The sequence below is a fragment of the Dehalococcoidia bacterium genome (assembly GCA_028711995.1).
In the GTDB taxonomy this organism is placed as follows: Bacteria; Chloroflexota; Dehalococcoidia; order SZUA-161; family SpSt-899; genus JAQTRE01.
The window spans coordinates 1-19939 of the sequence record JAQTRE010000051.1 but is presented as its reverse complement, the minus strand read 5'-3'; the positions used below and the strand labels follow the sequence as shown (position 1 = coordinate 19939).

At 52.9% G+C, this 19939-nt stretch carries 13 protein-coding genes and 1 pseudogene; 11 read left to right on the top strand and 3 right to left on the bottom strand.

Annotated elements, in window-relative coordinates; translation table 11 throughout:
• From PHV74_08570 to PHV74_08560, 3 genes are all read right to left on the bottom strand, one after another.
• Nucleotides 1-611 (bottom strand): 2-hydroxyacyl-CoA dehydratase family protein (locus PHV74_08570; protein ID MDD5094415.1); only part of this gene is annotated, 611 nt, incomplete at its 3' end.
• A 19-nt stretch (nt 612-630) separates the two neighbouring features.
• Entirely contained in the window at nt 631-1812 is a 1182-nt protein-coding gene (locus tag PHV74_08565; GenBank protein MDD5094414.1) for a 2-hydroxyacyl-CoA dehydratase family protein, read from the bottom strand.
• Nucleotides 1813-2525: 713 nt separating this feature from the next.
• Nucleotides 2526-3604, bottom strand: a protein-coding gene (locus tag PHV74_08560) for an IS3 family transposase (protein MDD5094413.1) whose coding sequence is annotated in 2 segments (ribosomal slippage) — nt 2526-3343 and nt 3343-3604 — 1080 coding nt in all. Because the reading frame shifts where the segments join, the coding sequence is not laid out codon by codon here.
• A 159-nt stretch (nt 3605-3763) separates the two neighbouring features.
• On the opposite strand from PHV74_08560, the gene PHV74_08555 reads away from it, so the two are divergent.
• The 11 genes and pseudogenes from PHV74_08555 to PHV74_08505 all read left to right on the top strand — a co-directional run.
• On the top strand, nt 3764-5050 hold the full coding sequence (locus PHV74_08555) for a CoA transferase (GenBank protein ID MDD5094412.1): 1287 nt from the start codon (nt 3764-3766) through the stop codon (nt 5048-5050).
• Nucleotides 5050-6312 carry a hypothetical protein gene (locus tag PHV74_08550; GenBank protein ID MDD5094411.1) on the top strand — a complete coding sequence of 421 codons (1263 nt, stop codon included), beginning with the start codon at nt 5050-5052 and terminating at the stop codon, nt 6310-6312. Before PHV74_08555 ends, PHV74_08550 begins: the two co-directional genes overlap by 1 nt.
• A gap of 141 nt (nt 6313-6453) precedes the next feature.
• On the top strand, nt 6454-8934 hold the full coding sequence (locus PHV74_08545) for a pyruvate formate lyase family protein (protein MDD5094410.1): 2481 nt from the start codon (nt 6454-6456) through the stop codon (nt 8932-8934).
• 20 nt (nt 8935-8954) lie between these two features.
• Nucleotides 8955-9302: a hypothetical protein gene (locus PHV74_08540; protein MDD5094409.1), complete on the top strand. Its 348-nt coding sequence runs from the start codon at nt 8955-8957 to the stop codon at nt 9300-9302.
• A gap of 103 nt (nt 9303-9405) precedes the next feature.
• Nucleotides 9406-11337 (top strand): FAD-dependent oxidoreductase, encoded by a 1932-nt coding sequence (locus PHV74_08535; protein ID MDD5094408.1) that lies wholly within the window; start codon nt 9406-9408, stop codon nt 11335-11337.
• Between the two features lie 183 nt (nt 11338-11520).
• A pseudogene (locus tag PHV74_08530) lies at nt 11521-12454 on the top strand (IS5 family transposase).
• Between the two features lie 239 nt (nt 12455-12693).
• The gene (locus tag PHV74_08525; GenBank protein MDD5094407.1) at nt 12694-13482 is read left to right on the top strand and encodes an electron transfer flavoprotein subunit beta/FixA family protein; all 789 of its coding nucleotides are present in this window, start codon (nt 12694-12696) and stop codon (nt 13480-13482) included.
• A gap of 13 nt (nt 13483-13495) precedes the next feature.
• A complete protein-coding gene (locus tag PHV74_08520) occupies nt 13496-14503 on the top strand; it encodes an electron transfer flavoprotein subunit alpha/FixB family protein (protein MDD5094406.1) in 1008 nt (335 codons plus the stop codon).
• Nucleotides 14504-14572: 69 nt separating this feature from the next.
• Nucleotides 14573-16342 carry a thiamine pyrophosphate-binding protein gene (locus PHV74_08515; protein ID MDD5094405.1) on the top strand — a complete coding sequence of 590 codons (1770 nt, stop codon included), beginning with the start codon at nt 14573-14575 and terminating at the stop codon, nt 16340-16342.
• Between the two features lie 291 nt (nt 16343-16633).
• Nucleotides 16634-18646 (top strand): pyruvate carboxylase subunit B, encoded by a 2013-nt coding sequence (locus tag PHV74_08510; GenBank protein ID MDD5094404.1) that lies wholly within the window; start codon nt 16634-16636, stop codon nt 18644-18646.
• 38 nt (nt 18647-18684) lie between these two features.
• A partial coding sequence (locus tag PHV74_08505) for a phosphoenolpyruvate carboxykinase domain-containing protein (GenBank protein MDD5094403.1) occupies nt 18685-19939 on the top strand: 1255 nt, incomplete at its 3' end.

The window sequence follows — 19939 nt, the reverse complement described above, 5'->3', positions numbered from 1 at the left end:
TCGCAATCCATCTTGCGCCCGGTGACTGTTTCAACAAAAGCGATAAGGGCCCGAAGTCCCTCAGTTTGGTAAACCACATAAGAGGGGAGCACAGCTTCTAGGTTAGCGGCCATCGGTGGTATCACCACGTCGATCACATGGATAGGCACGTCTTCGTAGCGTCTCTGGGCTTGGAACCATTTGTAGCCGACATCGCAGGATGTCGTCCTGCCAACCAGCATCGTCGGATTCGGCATACCCCCGTCCGGAGCAGTGGGTGGTATTATGCCCATCTCTCGCCGCATCTGCCCATAGCCGATTGCGGTCCGCGCATATCCGCAGATGACGTTAGAGAAACCCTCTGAGTCCGCTGCCTCAAGGAATGGTTGGGCAGCCTTTTTCGCGGCGCATATGCCCGCGTAGTTTTCCGGGTATATGCGGACCACATCCATAGCAGTCAGTATCTCATCAGCCAGGTTGGCCGCCATCACCCAGGCGACGTGGCCTCCCCGCTGGGTGCTTTCAGCCGCCCGGACATACATCTTCTTCAGGTAACGGCCGTATACCGTGTTGGCCGCTATCGTGGACTTGACGGCGGTTGTTTTTATTTTTTGGGGGACGCGTTGTTCCATTGAATCTTGGAGCATCTTCTTAAGCCCCTCCTTTCATGCCCGCCATTTCCAGAAATGCCTGTACTCTAGTTCTCAACTGGCCGCTGGCGCCTGAATCGTAGGCATCCGTCAGGTGCAGAACCGGCAAACCGCGATTCCGCAGGTAATCCCGTACATCCGGCGCATCCAACTCGTGCACATCGCAAAAACGTATTATGGATAGGATGACAGCATCTACCCCGAAATCGTGAATGAATTCCCCAATGTAGCGGAAGCGGTTTTCAATATCGTCCTCGTGAGATCCAGTGAGGTCTCTGAAAGTACGTGGGCACGGTATCCCATCGAGATACCGTACGGTCAACCCATCGAGGGGGTTAGGAGTGATCTCCACATTCTGCCAAAAAGTCCTGGTTCCTGTACAGCAATCGTCAATGACCACATTGGCTCCAGCACCCTCCACCATTTCAATCAATGCGGTGTCATCGATCATGCTGCCGTAAAGGAATATGCGCGCCCCTCCCTTGGGAGGCCGCTCGCGGCGGCTGGTTACCACTGCCGTTACCTCATGGATCAGCTGGGAATATTCCTGTATCGGCAGGAACATACCTGCCAGCAGCACCTTCGTCACCTCCGATCCTAAAATGAGAGGGGGGTCCTGCTTTCTCAGGTCATAGAGCTGCCGTAGCAGTCTCCGGTTCTCGTTGTGAAGGTCGATGGCGCGACGGAGATCCGCATTGCTCATGGTCCGGCCTACATAGGACTCCAGGCTATGCTTGAACACATCGAGCTGTACCGTGTAGAAAGCCTTTGAAGCTAACGTTACGGCATGGGGCATATCAATGAAATGTGAGTATTTGTATTTGTAGCCGTGGCAATAGTTCCAGACATCGTATACCCGTTGGATGCTGTCACAACTATGGACACCGACCAAGCCATCCAGGAAATCATACTTACCCTTCAGGCTCAGATCAAAGCAACTCCGCACAAAAGAGCACATGTTGTTCTCGAGGTGCGCGTCGGCCCGGGTTATGGGTTCGTGCATATTTCCCAGAATCCGGTAAGGGACGATGTCTAGCGCAGTGAATAATTCCAACGGCACTGAACAGCACATATAGCCAAATATATGCCTGCCTGCCTTCTTCAGCTCTCGTACCCTCAGCCCTTGGTCCTGTGTTAGTTGATGGGCATATGTCAATGCATGGCGAGTGTTCACTTCAGGCATATTTGCACCTCTCTTCTGCACCTATATCTAGGATCGAACTGTCAACGAGTTCCCGGCTCGTGTCATCTGAACGATCCCGCAATCTATCAGGCTGCAATACGCTGTGCCAACACTAGACGGGCAGGAAGACGCAATCTATCTCGCTGGCCCTAAAGCATCTATAAGGGCCAGACCGTGGGCGGCCTTCATCATTCGGGGGCAAGCATCAACACAACTATGAGCAGCCTGAACGAAAACACCATTCCTATGAGACGTAATGAGACCTCTCGACTTTTTGTGATTCGGTTGATCTGAAGACACGCGATTAAACGAATCTATCTCTTTCTCATCATGGTATTCTATCTTGAGCGATCCGATTTTTTATAACTATAACCCTCGCGACTGCCCCCCACAATGTCCAAAAAGGCAAACAGTCGGGCCAAAAGTATCAGCACTGGCTGCAAAAAAAAAGCTTAAGGACAGACCAAAAGGGATGGCGATCGTCCGCGATTGCTCGGATAGAGAAACCGAACGGGCGTGGGGGCACGCGAATGGGCCGAGAGACTGAGATGATTCCTTTCTGCAACCTGCGGTTCATTCGCAGTTCCACAACCCCAAAAGCCCAGGGGCGACATGCCCCCTCATCCAAAATGATGCGGCATGTTTGAGGCTGTATCACGTACGTGTAAACCTCCCTGGTTTAGTACCACTCAAAAGTGGAGGTACCACAAAGGTCAGTGTGACATAGCATACTCTCCAGGAGGCATATTCCCAAGGGCCTCATGGGGACGCACCCCATTGTAACCTACGAGCCATTTCTCAGTGATATTTCTTACCTCACTTATCCGGTTGAACACATACATGTCGAGCACCTCTTCACGGTAGGTGCGGTTGAACCGTTCGATGAATCGATTCTGCATTGGTTTGCCGGGTTCAATGAATATCAGCTCTACTCCATGAGTTTCAGCCCAGGCAGCTATATGAACCGATGTGAGTTCAGGACCATTATCCACCCTCAGTTTTGCCGGATAAACTCGATCAGATGCCACCCGATCAAGCACTCGCACGATTCGCCGTGCTCCCAGGCTGATATCCACCTCGATCGCCAGCGCTTCACGATTAAAGTCATCAGTCAGATTGAATGTTCGGAACCGTTTCCCGTACCAAAGCGCATCGCTCATGAAATCAGCAGACCAGCACTGGTTGATGCGGTCCGGTACACTCAAGGGCTCGGGACACCGATTCGGTAATCGACGCTTTCCTTTGCGTCTCATATTCAGTTTCAGGGCGCAATAGATCCGATGCACACGCTTGTGATTCCATTTATATCCCCGCCGACGAAGCATGGGGAAGAGCTTGTCAAACCCCCGAGTCGGATATTGATCCGTCAAGGCCAGAAGAGCATCAATAACCAGTTGATCCCGATCCGTGTCCGGCTGGGAACGGTATACCGTTCGGCTGAGATCAACTGTTTCACAACTCTCCCGAATACTCATCCCATGATCTTCCCCGAAGAAATCCACTAGCTCCCGTTTCTCCGCCGGCGTTAGAGTTTTTTTGCGATAGCGTCCTTCAGCGCCCGGTTCTGAAGGCTTACCTCAGCATATAATTGCTTCAGTTTCCGGTTCTCTTCCTCAAGTTCCTTCAGCCTTTTGATGTCCGAGGCTTCCATTCCGCCATACTTGGCTTTCCAGTTATAATAGGTCGTCTCCGAGATGCCATGCTCCCGGCTGATCTCCTTGACAGGCCTCCCACCCTCTACTTCCTTCAAGATACGCACGATCTGATACTCGCTAAACCTTGATCTCTTCATTCCTGGAGCTCTCCTTTCTCTCTTTCATTATGCCTGAGAACTCCACTTTTCGCTGGTACTATTTTACGGGAGGGCTACATACGGACCCGTACTTTCAGACAGCACAGCTAAGTCTTCCCGGACGTTGAATCAGTCGATGCAAGCGGCTACTCTATGTTCATGAAAGCTATATCTTCAGACGAAACACCGACAACGATTAACGTAATGCAGAGCGAAGTGTACGAGCTTGAGGGAGTGGTATCGATGAGTATGGCTCTTGAAGGCATCAAGGTTCTGGATCTTACTATATGGCAGCAAGGGCCAGTGGCGACTCAGATGCTGGCAGACATGGGGGCGGATGTAGTCAAGATCGAAGACCGACTGAAAGGCGATCCGGGCAGGGGGCTGGTATGGAAGAGCGATCAGAGCATCCTGAACACCTATTTTGAGTGTCACAATCGCAACAAAATGGGTATCACTCTGGACCTCAAGAAGAAAGAGGGGAAGAAGGTTTTGTACAGACTGGTGGAGAAGGCCGATGTTTTTGTGCAAAATCTGCGACTGGGCGTTGCAGAACGATTGAACATCGATTACGCTACGCTCTCTGCAATTAATCCCCGGTTGATCTATGCCTCGGCCACCGGATTCGGTAAAAATGGCCCTGATAGAGAAAAGCCGTCTTTTGACGTAATCGCTCAGGGCAGGGGGGGCATGTTGAGCGTTAGCGGAGATCCCAATGAGCCTCCGCCACTGGTTCAGGTCAATGGCGTTGCCGACTGGGTAGGTGCAATAACACTTTCTTACGGGATCATGATCGCTCTTTTTGAGAGAGAGCGATCCGGGCTTGGCCAGGAAGTGGATGTTTCTCTTTTGGGAAGCCAGGCAGCCATGGGGCAGTTGGCTCTTCAGCGATGTCTTTTTTCCGGGAAAGCGCCCGGCAGAATGGAGCGGAGGAGAGTCCGTAATGCCCTGTGGAATACCTATAAGGCTGGAGATGGGAAGTGGATCATTATCGCTGCACTCCAATCTCAACGATTCTGGCCTGATTTTTGCGGGGTTCTGAATATTGAACAATTGGAAAAGGACCCTCGATTTGATTCGATCGATAACCGCGGTGACAATGCTGAGAAACTAATTGCTATTCTAGATAATGTCTTTGCTACTCGGCCCAGGGATGAATGGATTCGCAAGCTGGAGGGGGTGGATATCCCCTGCGGTCCGGTAAACGATTACGCCGATGTGGTTGCAGATCCTCAAATGGCTGCCAACGAGTACCTGGTGGACTTCGAACATCCTGTTGCCGGACCTATCAAGATGGTGGGAGTTCCTGTTGGGCTTAGTAGAACCCCGGGAAAAGTCAGAATGGCCGCCCCCGAATTTGGCCAACACACGGAAAATGTATTGCAGGATTGGGGGGGATTTAGTTGGGAAGAAATCGAACAATTCAAAAACAAGGAGGTCATCTGATGAAATCCGATATGAGGAAGCGCCTGCCACAAAAAGTGGAAATGGTTGAGGTTTTACTCCGCGATGGAATGCAGAGCATGTCGAAATTCGTGCCGACCGAAACTAAGCTATGGTTCGCGGAACAATTTATAAAAGCAGGATACAAAACGATCGAAGTGACAAACTTCGGTCATCCAAAAGTGATACCTCAAAGCAGGGATGCCGAGGAAATTATGAAAAAGGTCTGGGGTTTGGAGCCGGTGCAGAAGGGTGAGGTCAAGCTGAAATGCTATGGCATGAACAAGAGAGCTTTTGACAGAGCCGCTCAAGCGAAACAAGCCGGCTATGGACCTCATCTGATGGCATTCACCATTTCTGCGGAAGACCTTCATGGCAGGAGGAATGCCAACAAGACTAGGGAAGAGTTTTTCCGCGAAATCCCGGAGTTGGTGCGGATTGCCAAGGAGAACGGTTTTGAGATCGATATGGCGATATCCTGCGTCTATGGCTCGCCACTCGCCGGACCGGTTCCCGTCAAGAGCGTCGTTGAGATCATGGACCGTGGCCTTGATCTGGGAATACGTAACTTTACCCCTTGCGACACCACCGGGGAATGCAACCCGCTGAGAGCTTTTGAATACATGTCCACTCTGGTGGATCGGTATGGAAAGTACGACAATGAGGTCAAGTTCAGGATATCCCATTTCCACGAAGCCAGGGGCATGGCTTTGGCAAACAACGTAGCTGCAATCATGGCCGGCGCCAGAATAGTGGAAACCTCTTTGGGAATGGGTGGGGGGCAACCGGCAAACATAGTTGATTGTGTCCCCGGAATCGGGACCGGCCCTACCTATACTAACTTTTGTGCCACCGGCAACAGCTCAACAGAAGATGTCCTTGTGGCGCTGGATGAAATGGGGATCGAAGTAGGAGTTGACATCGACAAGATGCTGCAGCTCGGCAGGGTGTTCGAGTGGGTGGTGGAACAGAGCTTACCTTGTTGGACCACAAAGGCGGGCAGGCCTGTCAAGCATCCTGTGGAATGGAACATACCTACCACGAATTTGGAGTTTGTGCCTCCTTACGGACCACCGCAGACGTACTGGGCTTACCCGTCCAAGTACAAACCAGCATTGCCTGAATTCATTGCGAAAGAGTTTGAGGGTCGTGAACTGAGGTGGGATTCATGGGGCGATGGCACAAGCACGTGGGATGAAGATCGAGTAGCAAAACCCACCGGAGACGCGGCTCCTGGAGGAGAAAGAGTGCAGGCCCCTTTTTAGGGGACAATATACAGAAACGCATTTTCCCTCCTGTAGACGACTATTACGTTGATACAATCTCTGGCTGCCAATGTACAAAAATGAGAGGGTTAATAGGGTTCCGCAAATCTCACGCAGGAGCAAAAAAAGGGAGGTCAATACATGGTCGTCAAGATGTCAACAAGTACACAGAAGTCATCGCGGTTTGCCAGCGGTGAGAGGGCTCAAAAGCTCAAGAGTAAGAGGGTTCGCAAGAGCACGGTAGTGAACAGGGTAGATGGCGGATTGGATCGATCGACAACTCAATTCACCTATTTGCCGGGGGTCAGGATTTGCTTCGAGACGGCAGGTTTGATGACCGAATCTTACCAGTCCACCGAGGGACAGCCTGAGGCCATCCGGAGAGCGAAGGCGTTGGATCATATTCTGAGCCACATGACCATATACATCAGCGATGATGAGCTGATCGTGGGAAATATCGCCAGCGATCCCTATGGTCTGCCCATCCACCCCGAACTTCAGTGGAAGGATATGGACAAAGCCATTAAGGCCGATCTTGCGCATATGGTGGATGAACGCGGCAGAGCGGAGTGGGGGAAGATTCGCGACTACTGGAAAGGAAAAACCATTGATGACAGAATGTCTTCAATTCTGCCTGATGAGATAAAGAAGGTTCTGGGGTCGGCGGGTAAGACGGAGATGACTTGGGCCGCCCATTGGTCGTCACAGAAGGGGTTGGGGTCTCCCAACTATCACACGCTCTTCGATCTGGGTCTCAATGGAGTCATCGGGAAGGCCGAAAACAGGTTGCGCCAGCTTGGAGCTGAGCTCAAAGACGGGAGTATCTCCGGCGATGAATACATTGATAAGCTCAACACTCTTCAGGCAATGATCATCGCCTTGCTGGCGATGATCAAGTTCGCCGGCAGATATGCAGCATTGGCTAGAGAAATGGCGTCTAAAGAGCGCAATGCCCAGCGCCGCGAGGAGCTTCTGGAGATCGCTGATATATGTGACTGGATACCTGGTAATCCCCCACGAAGTTTCCACGAGGCCTTGCAGGCGTGGTACCTGACACACATGGTCACCCGATTTATCGAGTATCATGGCCAGGGCGAAGGCAGTCGATTGGACGTATTGCTGAACCCGTTCTATCAGAGAGACGTCGAGGCCAACAGGATCACACGGGAAGAAGCCCACGAGCTTCTAGAATGTGCTTGGATCAAGCTGGAGGAAATCGGCGAGGTAGAAACCTCGGCAGTCCATCGCGGCGAGGAGGGTGCCAGCCTGTATCAGATCATCAATATCGGTGGCATCACCCCGGACGGTGACGATGCAACCAACGAGATGTCCTTCTTGATCATCGATGCCTGTGAGGCTATTCAGGCAACCCAGCCCAGTATCGTGCTGAGATACCATCCCACTATAAACCCGGAGCTGATCAGCAGGGCGATAGACATGATACGAACCGGCATCGGCCATCCCGCGTTCATCAATGACAGCGTGGTCATTCCCTATCTGGTCAACAGGGGAATTCCGCTCAGAGATGCGCGGAATTGGACATCCGGCGGATGTCTCCAACCGATAATCCCGGGTAAAGCCATGCAGAAAACTCATGGAGTAGCTGCTGCGCTCCTCCTGCCCAAGGTCCTGGAAATCGCCATGAACCAGGGCAAGAGCATGACAACCGGGATTCAACTGGGGCTTGTTATCCCTGACCCCACCACGTTCCAATCGTTCGACGAGGTGCTGGACGCTTATGAAGCCCAGTGGGTATATCAAATCAAGCATGTCGCGAAGGTCGAAGCCCTGGCCTGTGCCCTCTACAGGCGGACTCTTCAACGGCCCCTCATGTCTGCTTTGACAGACGATTGCGTTGAGCGAGGCCAGGATTGCATGGACGAATTCTACCATTCCCTGCCCACCATTCATACGGCCGGCCAGATGAACGTCATCGATTCGCTGGCGGCCATCAAGAAGCTCGTATTTGACGAAAATACCGTCAGCATGGCAGAGGTGATCGATGCCTGGAAAAACAACTTCAAGGGCAAGGATGAATTGTTCAAGAAGCTGAGGAAGGCGCCGAAGTTCGGGAATGACGACGATTATGTTGACTTGATAGCACGGGAAGTCTGCAATCGCGAGCAATATGCTGTCGAGCGCTTTCGCACCGAATCCGGATTCATGTTTACTGTGGAAGGGAGCTCTGCCTCGATGTACTTTCCGTGGAGCATCGGAGCGCTGGCCACTCCTGATGGAAGAAAATCGGATGAGTCGTTTGCCGACGGCAGCATATCCCCGATGCGTGGGAGAGACACGAATGGACCGACAGCCGTACTTAAATCGGCAGGCAAGGTAAACCCAAAATACTCCATGCTGCTGAACCAGAAGTTCTCGCCCAGTTTCCTCGAAGGAAACTCCAAGGCATTGTTTGCCGCATACCTCAGAACTTGGGCTGACTTGGGATGCTGGCATATACAGTTTAACGTGGTCAGTCCCGAGGTCTTGAGGCATGCCCAGAAATATCCTGAGAACCATGGCGACTTGATCATCAGGGTGGCGGGATATAGCGCTCATTTCGTGGACCTGAGCACCGGGCTGCAAAACGAGATCATCCAGCGGACAACACAGAGTCTTGGCTAATGCCACAGGGACACTAACGAATGCCATGTGACCAACCTGGTTCTTGTTTGTCAAGGACACACTTGGCAGGCGGGCAAATTCCGCTCAGAATACCAAGGGGGCACAAATTTGCAAAGCTTGAGCTGATTTCCATAGGAGAGATGACCCTCAGAAACAGGATTCTGATGGCGCCAATGGACACTGGCTACGATGAACCGGGAGGGTATGTCAGTGAGCGCAGCATTGCCTATTATGCCGCACGGGCCAGGGGTGGTGTAGGGATGATCACCGTGGAAGGAGCCTGCGTCGACTATCCCGAGGGGTCCCTTGGTGGTGGGTTGAACATCGACGACGACAAATATCTCCCCAGCCTGAGCAAGCTGGATTGAAGAGGGAGTCAAAAGGTTGTGAGAAGCTGGTAAGCTTAGGTCAGGATGTTTATCCAGGATTCAGTGATACATGTGTACCTCGATTTAGGAGGAGGACGGGCAAATGAAGCTGTTTGAATCGGGCAGGATTGGAAACATGGTGACGAGAAATAGAATAGTGATGTGTCCGATGGGTACCAGTGGTCTTCTGGATTTGGACCAGGGTTTTTCCCGAAGGCTGATAGATTACTATGCTGCCCGAGCCAAGGGTGGTATCGGCCTGATTATAACCGGAGTTGTGGCTGTCAGCACGGCTCTGGAAGCTGGCATGTCTCAGACGGTAAACCGGCTCGATGACCCCCGGCAAGTAGGCCGGCTTAACGAGCTTTGCGACGCTGTGCACCACCGTGGAGCGAAGCTTGTGATTCAGTTGTCGCCGGGATTCGGGCGGATAAACTTCACTCAGGGTAATCCTCTTCAACCCATCTCAGCTTCCGCGGTACCCTGTATGTGGGACCCCAGTGTGACAACCCGGCAGCTAACCATCACGGAGATAGAGATGCTCGTGAAGGCATATACAATTGCTGCGGGGATGGCAAAAACAGCCGGGGTTGATGGTATAGAAATACACGGCTATGGCGGTTACCTTATGGACCAATTCATGACTCCACTCTGGAATAAGCGCACTGACAAATATGGTGGTGACCTTGATGGCAGGCTCAGATTTCCGATGGAGATAATTGGCACCACAAGGGCCGCCGTCGGAAAGGATTTTCCCCTGATCTACAAGTTCACGGCTGACCACGGTATTGAAGGCGGGCGCAAGCTGGAGGAAGGGTTGAAGATTGCTGAACGTTTGGAGAAGGCTGGGGTTGATGCGCTGCATGTTTCCGGCGGCTGCTACGAAATATGGCATCGCACCATCCCGTTCATGTATGAGCCTCAAGCCTGTTGGCTTCACCTGTCTGAGGCAGTGAAAAAAGTGGTCAACATCCCCATCATCGCCGATGGCAAGCTGGGATCCCCGCAAGTCGCCGCGAAAGCCCTTCAGGATAGGAAGACTGATTTCATCGGTCTGGGAAGGCCGTTAATCGCTGATCCCGAATGGGCAAATAAGGTGAGAGATGGTAAGCTAGACGACATCAAACCGTGCATAGGAGACAATGAGGGATGCCTCAGCCGCTCGGTTGAAAAGAAATATCTTAGCTGTTCCGTGAACCCGGCTGCCGGCCTGGAAAGGGAGTATACTCTAACGCCGGTGGAGAAATGCAAACATGTGCTGGTAGTGGGAGGTGGGCCGGGCGGAATGGAGGCGGCTAGAGTAGCAGCCTCAAGAGGTCACAAAGTGACTCTCTGGGAGAGGGAAGCTAGGTTGGGTGGCAAACTGATACCAGCCTCTGTACCGGACTTCAAACAGGATATCAGGCCTCTGATAGACTACCTCTCAACCCAGGTTTGGAAGCTGGGTGTGAAAGTTGAATCTATGAAGGAAGCCACCCTGGAACTAATTCTAGACGCAAAACCTGACGTGGTAATCATCGCCACCGGTGCCAGCCCGCTGGTTCCGGAAGTCCCAGGCATAGGTGCAGAGAATGTGGCCAGTGCGCTAGATGTGCTTCTCGGCAAGAAGGAGACAGGTTCAACCGTGGTCGTGGTTGGTGGAGGTCTGGTTGGTTGTGAAACCGCTGCTTACCTTGCCAGAAAGGGCGGGAAGGTGACTGTTGTAGAAATGATGGGGCAATTGGTACCAGAGGGGATGAGTGCCAATGGCATGATGGGGCTTATGGAATTGGTTGAGAAGAGCAAAGTAAAGGTGATGCTCAACACCAGACTTCTGGAAGTTGGCAAGGACTGTGCTATCGTTAACGCTGGTGGCTCCAGGAGAGAATTAAAGGCTGATTCTATAGTAATGGCCTTGGGTTTCAAGCCTCAGTCAGTGCTTCACGATGCACTTGCAGGCAAGGTGCCCGAGCTATATGCCGTGGGCGACTGTGTTCAGCCACGCAACATCATGCACGCCATGTGGGAAGGCTTTCATACGTCTCGTCTGATCTAGCGTGTAGGTAATCCCTGAAGGCCCCTGAAAACATAACCGGCACCGTTATCTGAGAGCAGTTGGGTGCGGTCCTCGACGGGTAATATCGGTCATGTCGATAGCATCGATAGCTTCCTAGGGAAGCTCCGAATAAGTCTGGGCTTATGAGATAATAATGGCAGATCAATTCGAAGGAGTCTGCCGATGAACCGTGGACCCACTTTTGCCAGCTTGGCCTATGACAACAAGAAAAACAGGACCCGTCGGGAGAAGTTTCTGGAAGAGATGGATCAGGTGATTCCCTGGGCCGAGTTATTGAAGATCGTCCGGAAGCGCTATCCGAAGAAAGGGAATGGACGGCAACCGATGCCGGCAGAGTGGATGCTGCGGATTATCCGATCCGGCAATGGAAGATTCGCTTTATCATATCGAATCGATGAGGCGTTTTGCTCGGATCGATCTGGAAGCCGACGTGATACCGGATGAAACCACCATTCTAAACTTCCGGCATTACCTGGAAGAGAATGGGCTGACGGAGAAGATATTCGAGAAGATAAAAGGGTATCTGGCAGACAAAGGGCTCTTGTTGCGTGAGGGAACGATTGTGGATGCGACTATTATCAACGCACCTCCCTCGACGAAGAACGAAACCCAAACGCGGGACCTGGAGATGAAGCAGACGAAGAAAAGGAATCAGTGGTACTTCGGGATGAAGGCCCATGTGGGAACGGACACCCGGAGGGGATTGGCTCACAGCATCGTGGTAGCCGATGCCACAGTACATGATTCACAGGTGATGGATGATCTGTTCCACGGGGAGGAAAGAGCCGTCTATGGTGACAAGGCTTATTCGAATATTGGAAAGAGTCAGGAGTTTGAATCCCAGGGGATCGAATGGCACATTGATCGTAAAGGTAGCCCAGGGCATCCGCTGACAGACATTGACCGGGAATGGAATCACGAACAACATCGGACAAGGGCAAAAGGAGAACACATCTTTCTGGTGATCAAGCATCTATGGGTTTATCGGAAGGTGAAACACAAAGGTCTGGCAAAGAATGCCGCTCAGGTGTTCAGCCTATTGGCTCTGGCCAACTTGTATCTGGTTCGCAAGGATTTATTGCTGATGAGGGGATAGTCTGCCCGAAAGCACAAAATCTCCCCTCAAAAAGATGGGGGAAAGACAGAAAACCAACAAATTTGAGTTTCTGAAACTGCATTTCACGTGATACAAATTCCCTAAAGAACATTTTATGACCACTTATTCAGCAATTCCCTAATGAACTAGGGAATTGCTGATCGAGGCAGGCGATTCCCCATGCCGCTAATCCACCAGAGGCTCAATCACCCTTGGATGTGTTTTGAGGGAGGCTCGATATGAAGATTATTGTCTGCATAAAGCAAGTTCCCAGCGCGGCCAAAGTCCCCATCGACCCCCGATCGGGCGCTCTGGTGAGGGAAGGGTGCCCTTCTGATATCAATCAGGACGATAAACACTCTCTGGAGGAAGCGCTGCTGCTCAAAGCCAAACACGGCGGGAGCGTAACCGCCGTCACCATGGGCCCGCCACAGGCAGAGGAATCGCTGCGGGAATCCTTGGCCATGGGGGTGGATAAGGCAATATTGCTGAGCGATCGGTCCTTCGCAGGAGCGGACACGTCGGCTACTTCTTACGTGCTGGCAGGCGCTGTCAGGAAGTTGAGAGACTTTGACCTGATTTTTTGCGGAAAGCAAACCTCCGATGGCGATACCGCCCAGGTGGGGCCGCAACTGGCCGAAGAGCTTCAACTGCCCCAGGTCACCTATGTGCGCAAGCTTCAAATCAAGGGGAAAACCCTTAAGGCGGAGCGATCGCTTTCGGATGGCTATGAGGTGGTTGAGGCGAAGTTGCCGGTTCTGGTGACCGTCACCAAGGAGATCAATACCCCTCGAAAACCGACCATCGGCGACATCCTGGACGCATGCAGGCAAGGAGAGGTCACGGTTTGGAATGCCGCGGATCTCAATTTAGATAAGAACAAAATCGGTCTTGAGGGCTCATTGACCAAGATGACCAGAGCATTCGTGCCCCAGCCGCGGAAACGGTCCGGGAAGATATATAAAGGTTCGGCGCAAGATGCGGTTCAAAATCTTGTGAAAGAGCTTGAAGTTAAGCATCTGATTTGACCAGGAGGAAGAGATGAGCTGCAACGAATATCATGGCGTATGGGTTTTTGCCGAGCAGATAGACGGTTGGTTGAGCGCTGTATCCCTAGAGTTGCTAGGAAAAGGGCGCGACTTGGCCAGCATTCTAAACACACAGCTCTCGGCAGTTTTACTGGGATCGCAGATCGAAAATTTGGCTCAGGAATTGATCTATTGCGGCGCTGATAAAGTGTATCTTGCCGATGATCCCCAACTGGGCAACTACCGAACGGATGCCTGCACGGCTGTAATTGTCAAGCAGGTTCTGGAATCCAAACCGGAGATACTGCTCCTCGGCGCTACCGAAATCGGCAGGGACTTGGCCCCCAGAGTAGCCAAGAGATTGGGGACCGGTCTCACTGCGGATTGCACTGAACTGGCCATCGAAAAAGAGAGTGGCCTGCTGTTGAGCACCAAGCCCGGCTACGGGGCGAGCATGATGTATACTTTCGTTTGCGCCCAGGCTAGGCCGCAAATGGCTACCGTTAGGCCGGGCGTGATGCGGGCGCTGGAAAAAGATACCAAACGCAAAGGCCAGATCATCCGTGTTCCCGTGCGTCTGGAAGCCTCTGATATGCCGGTGAAGACCGTAAAGAGGGTTAAGGAGAGCAAGAAAGGAGCAAAGCTTGAGGAAGCCCGGATCATCGTCGGTGCTGGGATGGGTGTGGGTTCGGCGGAGAAGTTTGCCGTGATTCATCAACTCGCCGAAGCATTAGGTGCTGAGATAGGAACCACCAAGGACCCCATCGATGAAGGGTGGATCACGGGAGATCGCATGATCGGCCAGACCGGCAAAACGGTCAAACCGGAGCTTTATATCGCTTGCGGCATTTCAGGGGCCATCCAGCACGTCTCAGGTATATGGGATTCCAACACCATAGTGGCCATCAACACAGACCCCAGGGCAGATATATTTGGCATTGCGGATTACGGGATCGTGGGCGACCTGCATGAGGTCATTCCGGCTCTGATCGAGGAGCTAAGCAAGCGGCGGCACCCATAACCCGGCCTGATTTCAGGGAGACATGGATAAATCGGATATCGGAAATTGGAGCTACTGAGGTAGGATCATATGACGGATAAACCCGCTAGCATTGCGCATGTGATCGGCGGCATATTGAAAGAAGAGGGAGTGGAGCATGCCTTTGGTGTGTATGGAAGTGGTGTCATCTTTCTGTATACGGGTGCCTCTGATAACGGTGTGAAGCTGGTTAACATGCGTCACGAGCAGGCCGCCGCATTTGCGGCTGATGCCTATGCCCGGGCCAAGCGTCGTCCGAGTGTGTGCATGCTCATGGCAGGTCCAGGCTATACCTATGCGTCCAGCGGCATTGCGCAAGCCTACTATGCCAAGAGCCCGGTGGTTGCATTGGTAGCCCAGCATGCCACCTTTGATGATATGAAAGGGGCCTCGGCCAAATCTTATGCCGCTGAAGCTCTGAAGGGTATTGCGAAACTGACTACTAGAGTGGTGGAGAAACGCCTCGTTGCTCACCATGTGAAGAGAGCGTTCATAGAGGCGTCTGCGTATCCGCCTGGACCGGTAGTGGTGGAGATTCCGGAGAATTTTCTGGCCAGCCAGCGCGATGTGAGTGAACAACTGGGATACCAGAAATCGTATCTTCATGAGCCTCCTGTTCCGGGTGGCTCTGATAGCAAGGCAGTGGAGCGGGCGGTGATGATGCTCCTTGAAGCTGAAAGACCAGTGATTGTAGGGGGCGATGAAATCTACTGGTCAGGAGCTTCTCCGGAACTCAATGAATTCGTGGAACTGGTCCAATGCCCTGTCATGACAAGACGGATGGCCCGTGGTGCTGTTCCCGAAAACCACCCCCTGGCATTTGGCGGCCGGGCTAGGGGTGATGTCCTGGCAAAAGCTGACGTGGCCATGACAATTGGCTTATCGCTGGGGTATCTGGAGAATTTCGGTGAGTGGACTCGGCATACCAAACTCATCCAGGCATGTCACAGCGAGCAGGAAATCCATTGCGGCTCGTCGACAGAATTGGTTCTTCTGGGTGACGCCAAAGCTGTCCTGAAGCAAATGATAGATTGCGCTAAAGCCACATCGGTGAAATCTGCAAAAAGACAAGCCTGGCTCGATACAGTGGCCGGCATTAAGAGCACCAACTCCCAGAAGCTGATCAAAGCGGCAGAGAAAACCAGTGCAGCGAGCCCTATTCACCCCGCTTTTCTGGCCAAGGAGATTGTGGAGTTTCTGGATGATAGCGCCACAATTGTCTTTGATGCTCTGGTGGGAAGCTCTTCCCTCACAGAGAGGATCGAGTCAAAGTTTGCCGGGCAGATACTGGATACGGGGGAGTGGATCACCATAGGGCATGGAGTGGGCATGGGAATCGGAGCTCAATTGGCCCGGCCCGGCAAGCAGGTCTTTGTGATGATGGGCGATGGAGGGATCGGCGCCGGTGGATTTGATATCGAAACAGCCATCAGATGCCGCCTCCCCGTGGTATATCTGATCAATAACAACAGTTCATGGCTGAGCAGCATGACCGACAATTATTGCCGCGAGTTGCGCCTTGCCGATGGCCGAATAGGGAATGTTTCTGATCTGACGCCCGGTGTTCGTTATGACAGGGTTTTTGAACCTTTCGGCTGTCACGTGGAGCATGTGGAACAGCCTCAGGATATTCGTCCTGCTCTTGAGCGCAGCTTCAACTCCGGGAAAACCAGCGTGATCGATGTAGTGGTTGATCGTCATGTTATTCATCCCATGTTTCTGCGTGGTGGCCAGTTGTTCCGGGCTATAGGACCCGATAGAATGTCGGAATTCGGACGCCGCGCCGCTTTCCCTGAGCTATTCCCCAAGAAGGACGGATAAGGCAATGCGAGGAGGAAGTCTATGGGCATCCCTTTGGCAGTCTCAGGATAGGGGTTTCAACCCGCGATCTCGATCGAGGGCAGGTACTGGCAGGAAGAGTCCTGCGCCACCTGATCAGAGGTCCCTTAGATTCCCTAAAGCGGAAATCCCGTCTTCCCAGGATACGCGGTAATATCGCTATGCCCGGAAAATGAACCCTCTTCGAGGCAAGAACAGAGCATCGGCAATTTCAGCGGCCATAGAGCCCGCATTGGTTCGAAAAACCCATTTTAGCGACAGGAGGAGCAGTATATGAGTGTCACGAAGGGAGTTGGAGTCGGCCAGATAGCAGCTAAAGACTTGACGGGAGATCGGGTCAAAAACCGGCCCAAGGCAGCCAATCCCGTCAAGGTTTGCGATACCACGCTTCGAGATGCCCATCAGTCTCTTTGGGCCACGCGCATGCGGATGGAGGACATGGAGTTTCTGGCCGAGGAGATCGATAAGTGTGGTTTCTACTCGGTGGAAATGTGGGGCGGCGCCACGTTCGACGTATCTCACCGTTTCCTGGGGGAGGACCCCTGGGAGCGCCCTCGCATCCTGAAGAAACTCATGCCCAAAACGCCGTTTCAGATGCTGCTGCGCGGGCAGAATCTAGTGGCCTATCGCAACCATGCCGATGATCTGGTGGATGCCTTTGTGGAGCAGGCCGCCGAGGTTGGAATCGATATCTTCCGGGTGTTTGACGCGGTTAACGACGAGCGCAACATCGAGCGGGCGGCCAAGGCCATTAAAAAGGTGGGCAAGCACTTCCAGGGCGCTGTGTGCTACTCTCTGACCCAACCGCGGCTCGGCGGGCCAGTCTACAACATTGCCTATTTTGTGGAGAAAGCCAAGATACTGCGCGATCTGGGCGCCGATTCGATTGCCATCAAAGACCAGGCGGGCCTCCTTTCCCCGTATGACGCCTACGACCTGGTGAAGGCGCTCAAGGAAGCGCTCACCATCCCCGTTGAACTTCATACCCACTATACCAGCGGCCAGGGTTCGATGTCCTATCTAAAGGCCATCGAGGCCGGAGTGGATATCATCGACACGGCGCTTTCGCCATTAGCCCTGAGGACTTCTTCCCCTGCCATCGAGCCCCTGGTCGTCACCCTCTATGGGACCACCAGGGATACCGGGCTGGATATTGCCCAGATGATCAAGGCAGCCAGCAAGATTGAACAGATCGCGCCCAAATATCGTGACTTTGTGGACACATCTTCAATGTCAGTGATCGATGCCGGGGTGCTGGTTCACCAGATTCCCGGAGGCATGTGGAGCAATCTGGTCTCGCAGCTCAAACAGGCAGACGCTATGGACAAGCTGGAAGAGGTCCTGGCGGAAACCGCTCGAACGCGGGCAGAGCTGGGGTATCCCCCGCTGGTCACCCCAACAAGCCAGCTGGTAGGGGCTCAAGCGGTTCAGAACGTTCTGGCGGGACGCTACAAGATGATCGCTAAAGAGACCAAGGACTATTGCTGGGGACTCTATGGCAAATCGCCTGTGCCCATCGATAAGGAATTGCAAAAGAAGATACTGAAGGGCTACGAGCGGGGCGAAGAACCGATCACCACCCGGGCGGCTGATAGCCTCCAGCCGGAGATGGAAAAGGCCAAAGAGAAGTCGAAGGAGTTCGCCAAAGACGCCAAGGACGCGATCCTCTTTGCCATGTTCCCCACGACCGGCGCACGCTATCTCAAATATAAGTACGGCATGGACAAGACCATCCCGTCCGATTGGAAGCCGCCCATGGCGCCCAAGACGATGAAGGAAGCCAAGGCAGAAGCGGATATTATCGCCAAGGCAAAGGCAGGCAAGCTGGCCGAGAAAGAGGTCAAAAAGGCAGCGCCGGCCAAAGGGCCTGGAACTAAGACCTATAATGTCTTTGTGGACGGCGATTATTTCCAGGTGGATGTCGAGTCGGCAGGCTCAGGCAATGCTCCGGCAGTATCGGTATCTGCGCCATCGGCGCCAGTTGCGCCCAAACCGACGGTCGCTTCTGCCAGCGCTCCCGCTGCTAAAGCGGCAGAACCGGCCGCTGCGCCCGTGGCAGCCAAAATGGATGGCACACCCGTGCTGGCACCTATGCCGGGAATGATCGTCAACTACGAGGTGAAGGTGGGGGAAAAGGTAAATCAAGATGCTCCGGTGGTAGTCCTCGAGGCCATGAAAATGCAAAACACCATCCTGGCTCCTGTCGGCGGCAAAATTGCAGCCATCAATTGCAAGCCGGGTGCCAGGGTGGCCAAGAATGACGTCCTGGCCATCATTGTCCCGTAGCATTGGGTAAAGCGAATCGAAAAAAAGAATGGGGGGTTATGATGAAAGAAACAACACCAAACATGGAAGAATTGAAGAGAAGACTGGGAGACGACAATTATAAGAAACTGACCAAGATCAAGAATCCCGCCCTTGACGAATTTGTGGCCAAATATGTCGAACTTTGCAACCCCGATTCGATTTTCGTCTGCACCGATACGAAGAAGGATCTCGAATACATCCGAGAGAAAGCGATTAAGGATGGTGAAGAAACCAGACTCGCCATAAAAGGCCACACAGTCCATTTCGACTCGTATGGGGATCAAGGGCGAGATAAAGAGCACACCAATATCCTGGTGACCAAGGGGGTTGATCTGGGTCCATTGATCAGCACGAGGGACAGGGATCAGGGTTATACTGAGGTTCATGAAATCCTCAAGGGGTTGATGAAGGGTAAACAGGCGATTGTGCGCTTCGCATGCCTGGGACCGACCAATTCCGAGTTTTCCATCCCCTGTGTCCAGATCACCGATTCTGCCTATGTGGCTCATAGCGAGGACTTGCTGTATCGGCAGGGCTATCAGGAATTTGTGCGCCAGGGGGCTGAAGCGGATTTCTTCAAGTTCGTTCATTCACAGGGAGAAGTGGATGAAAGAAAGGTCTCCAAGAACCTCGATGGGCGCCGAATCTATATTGATATCGCTGGCCGAACCGTCTACAGCACCAACACTCAGTACGGCGGCAATGTGATCGGGCTCAAGAAACTGGCGATGCGCCTGGCCATCCGCAAGGCTTCCGTTGAAGGATGGCTCACGGAGCACATGCTTGTCATGGGCGTGCACGGTCCTAAGGGAAGGGTAACCTATTTCACCGGCGCTTATCCTTCCATGTGCGGCAAGACCTCCACGGCCATGCTCGAGGGTGAGACGATTGTCGGGGATGATATTGCCTATCTGAGGAAAAAGGACGGCGTGGTTCGGGCGGTCAATGTAGAGAAGGGGATGTTTGGCATTATCGAAGGGATCAACTCCGTTGATGATACGTTCCAGTGGGAGGCGCTGAACCGTCCGGCGGAAATCATCTTCTCCAACGTGCTGGTCACTCCGGATAACAATATCCACTGGACGGGCAAAGATGGAGAGGTGCCCCCCAAAGGGCGCAACCACTCCGGCCAGTGGGAGAAAGGCAAGAAAGACGCCAAAGGGAAGGAAATTCCCTGTTCGCATCCCAATTCCCGGTTCACCCTTGATCTTCATATGCTGCCCAATCTGGACCCGAAGATGGATGATCCCGAGGGCGTGTTAGTGGGCGCGA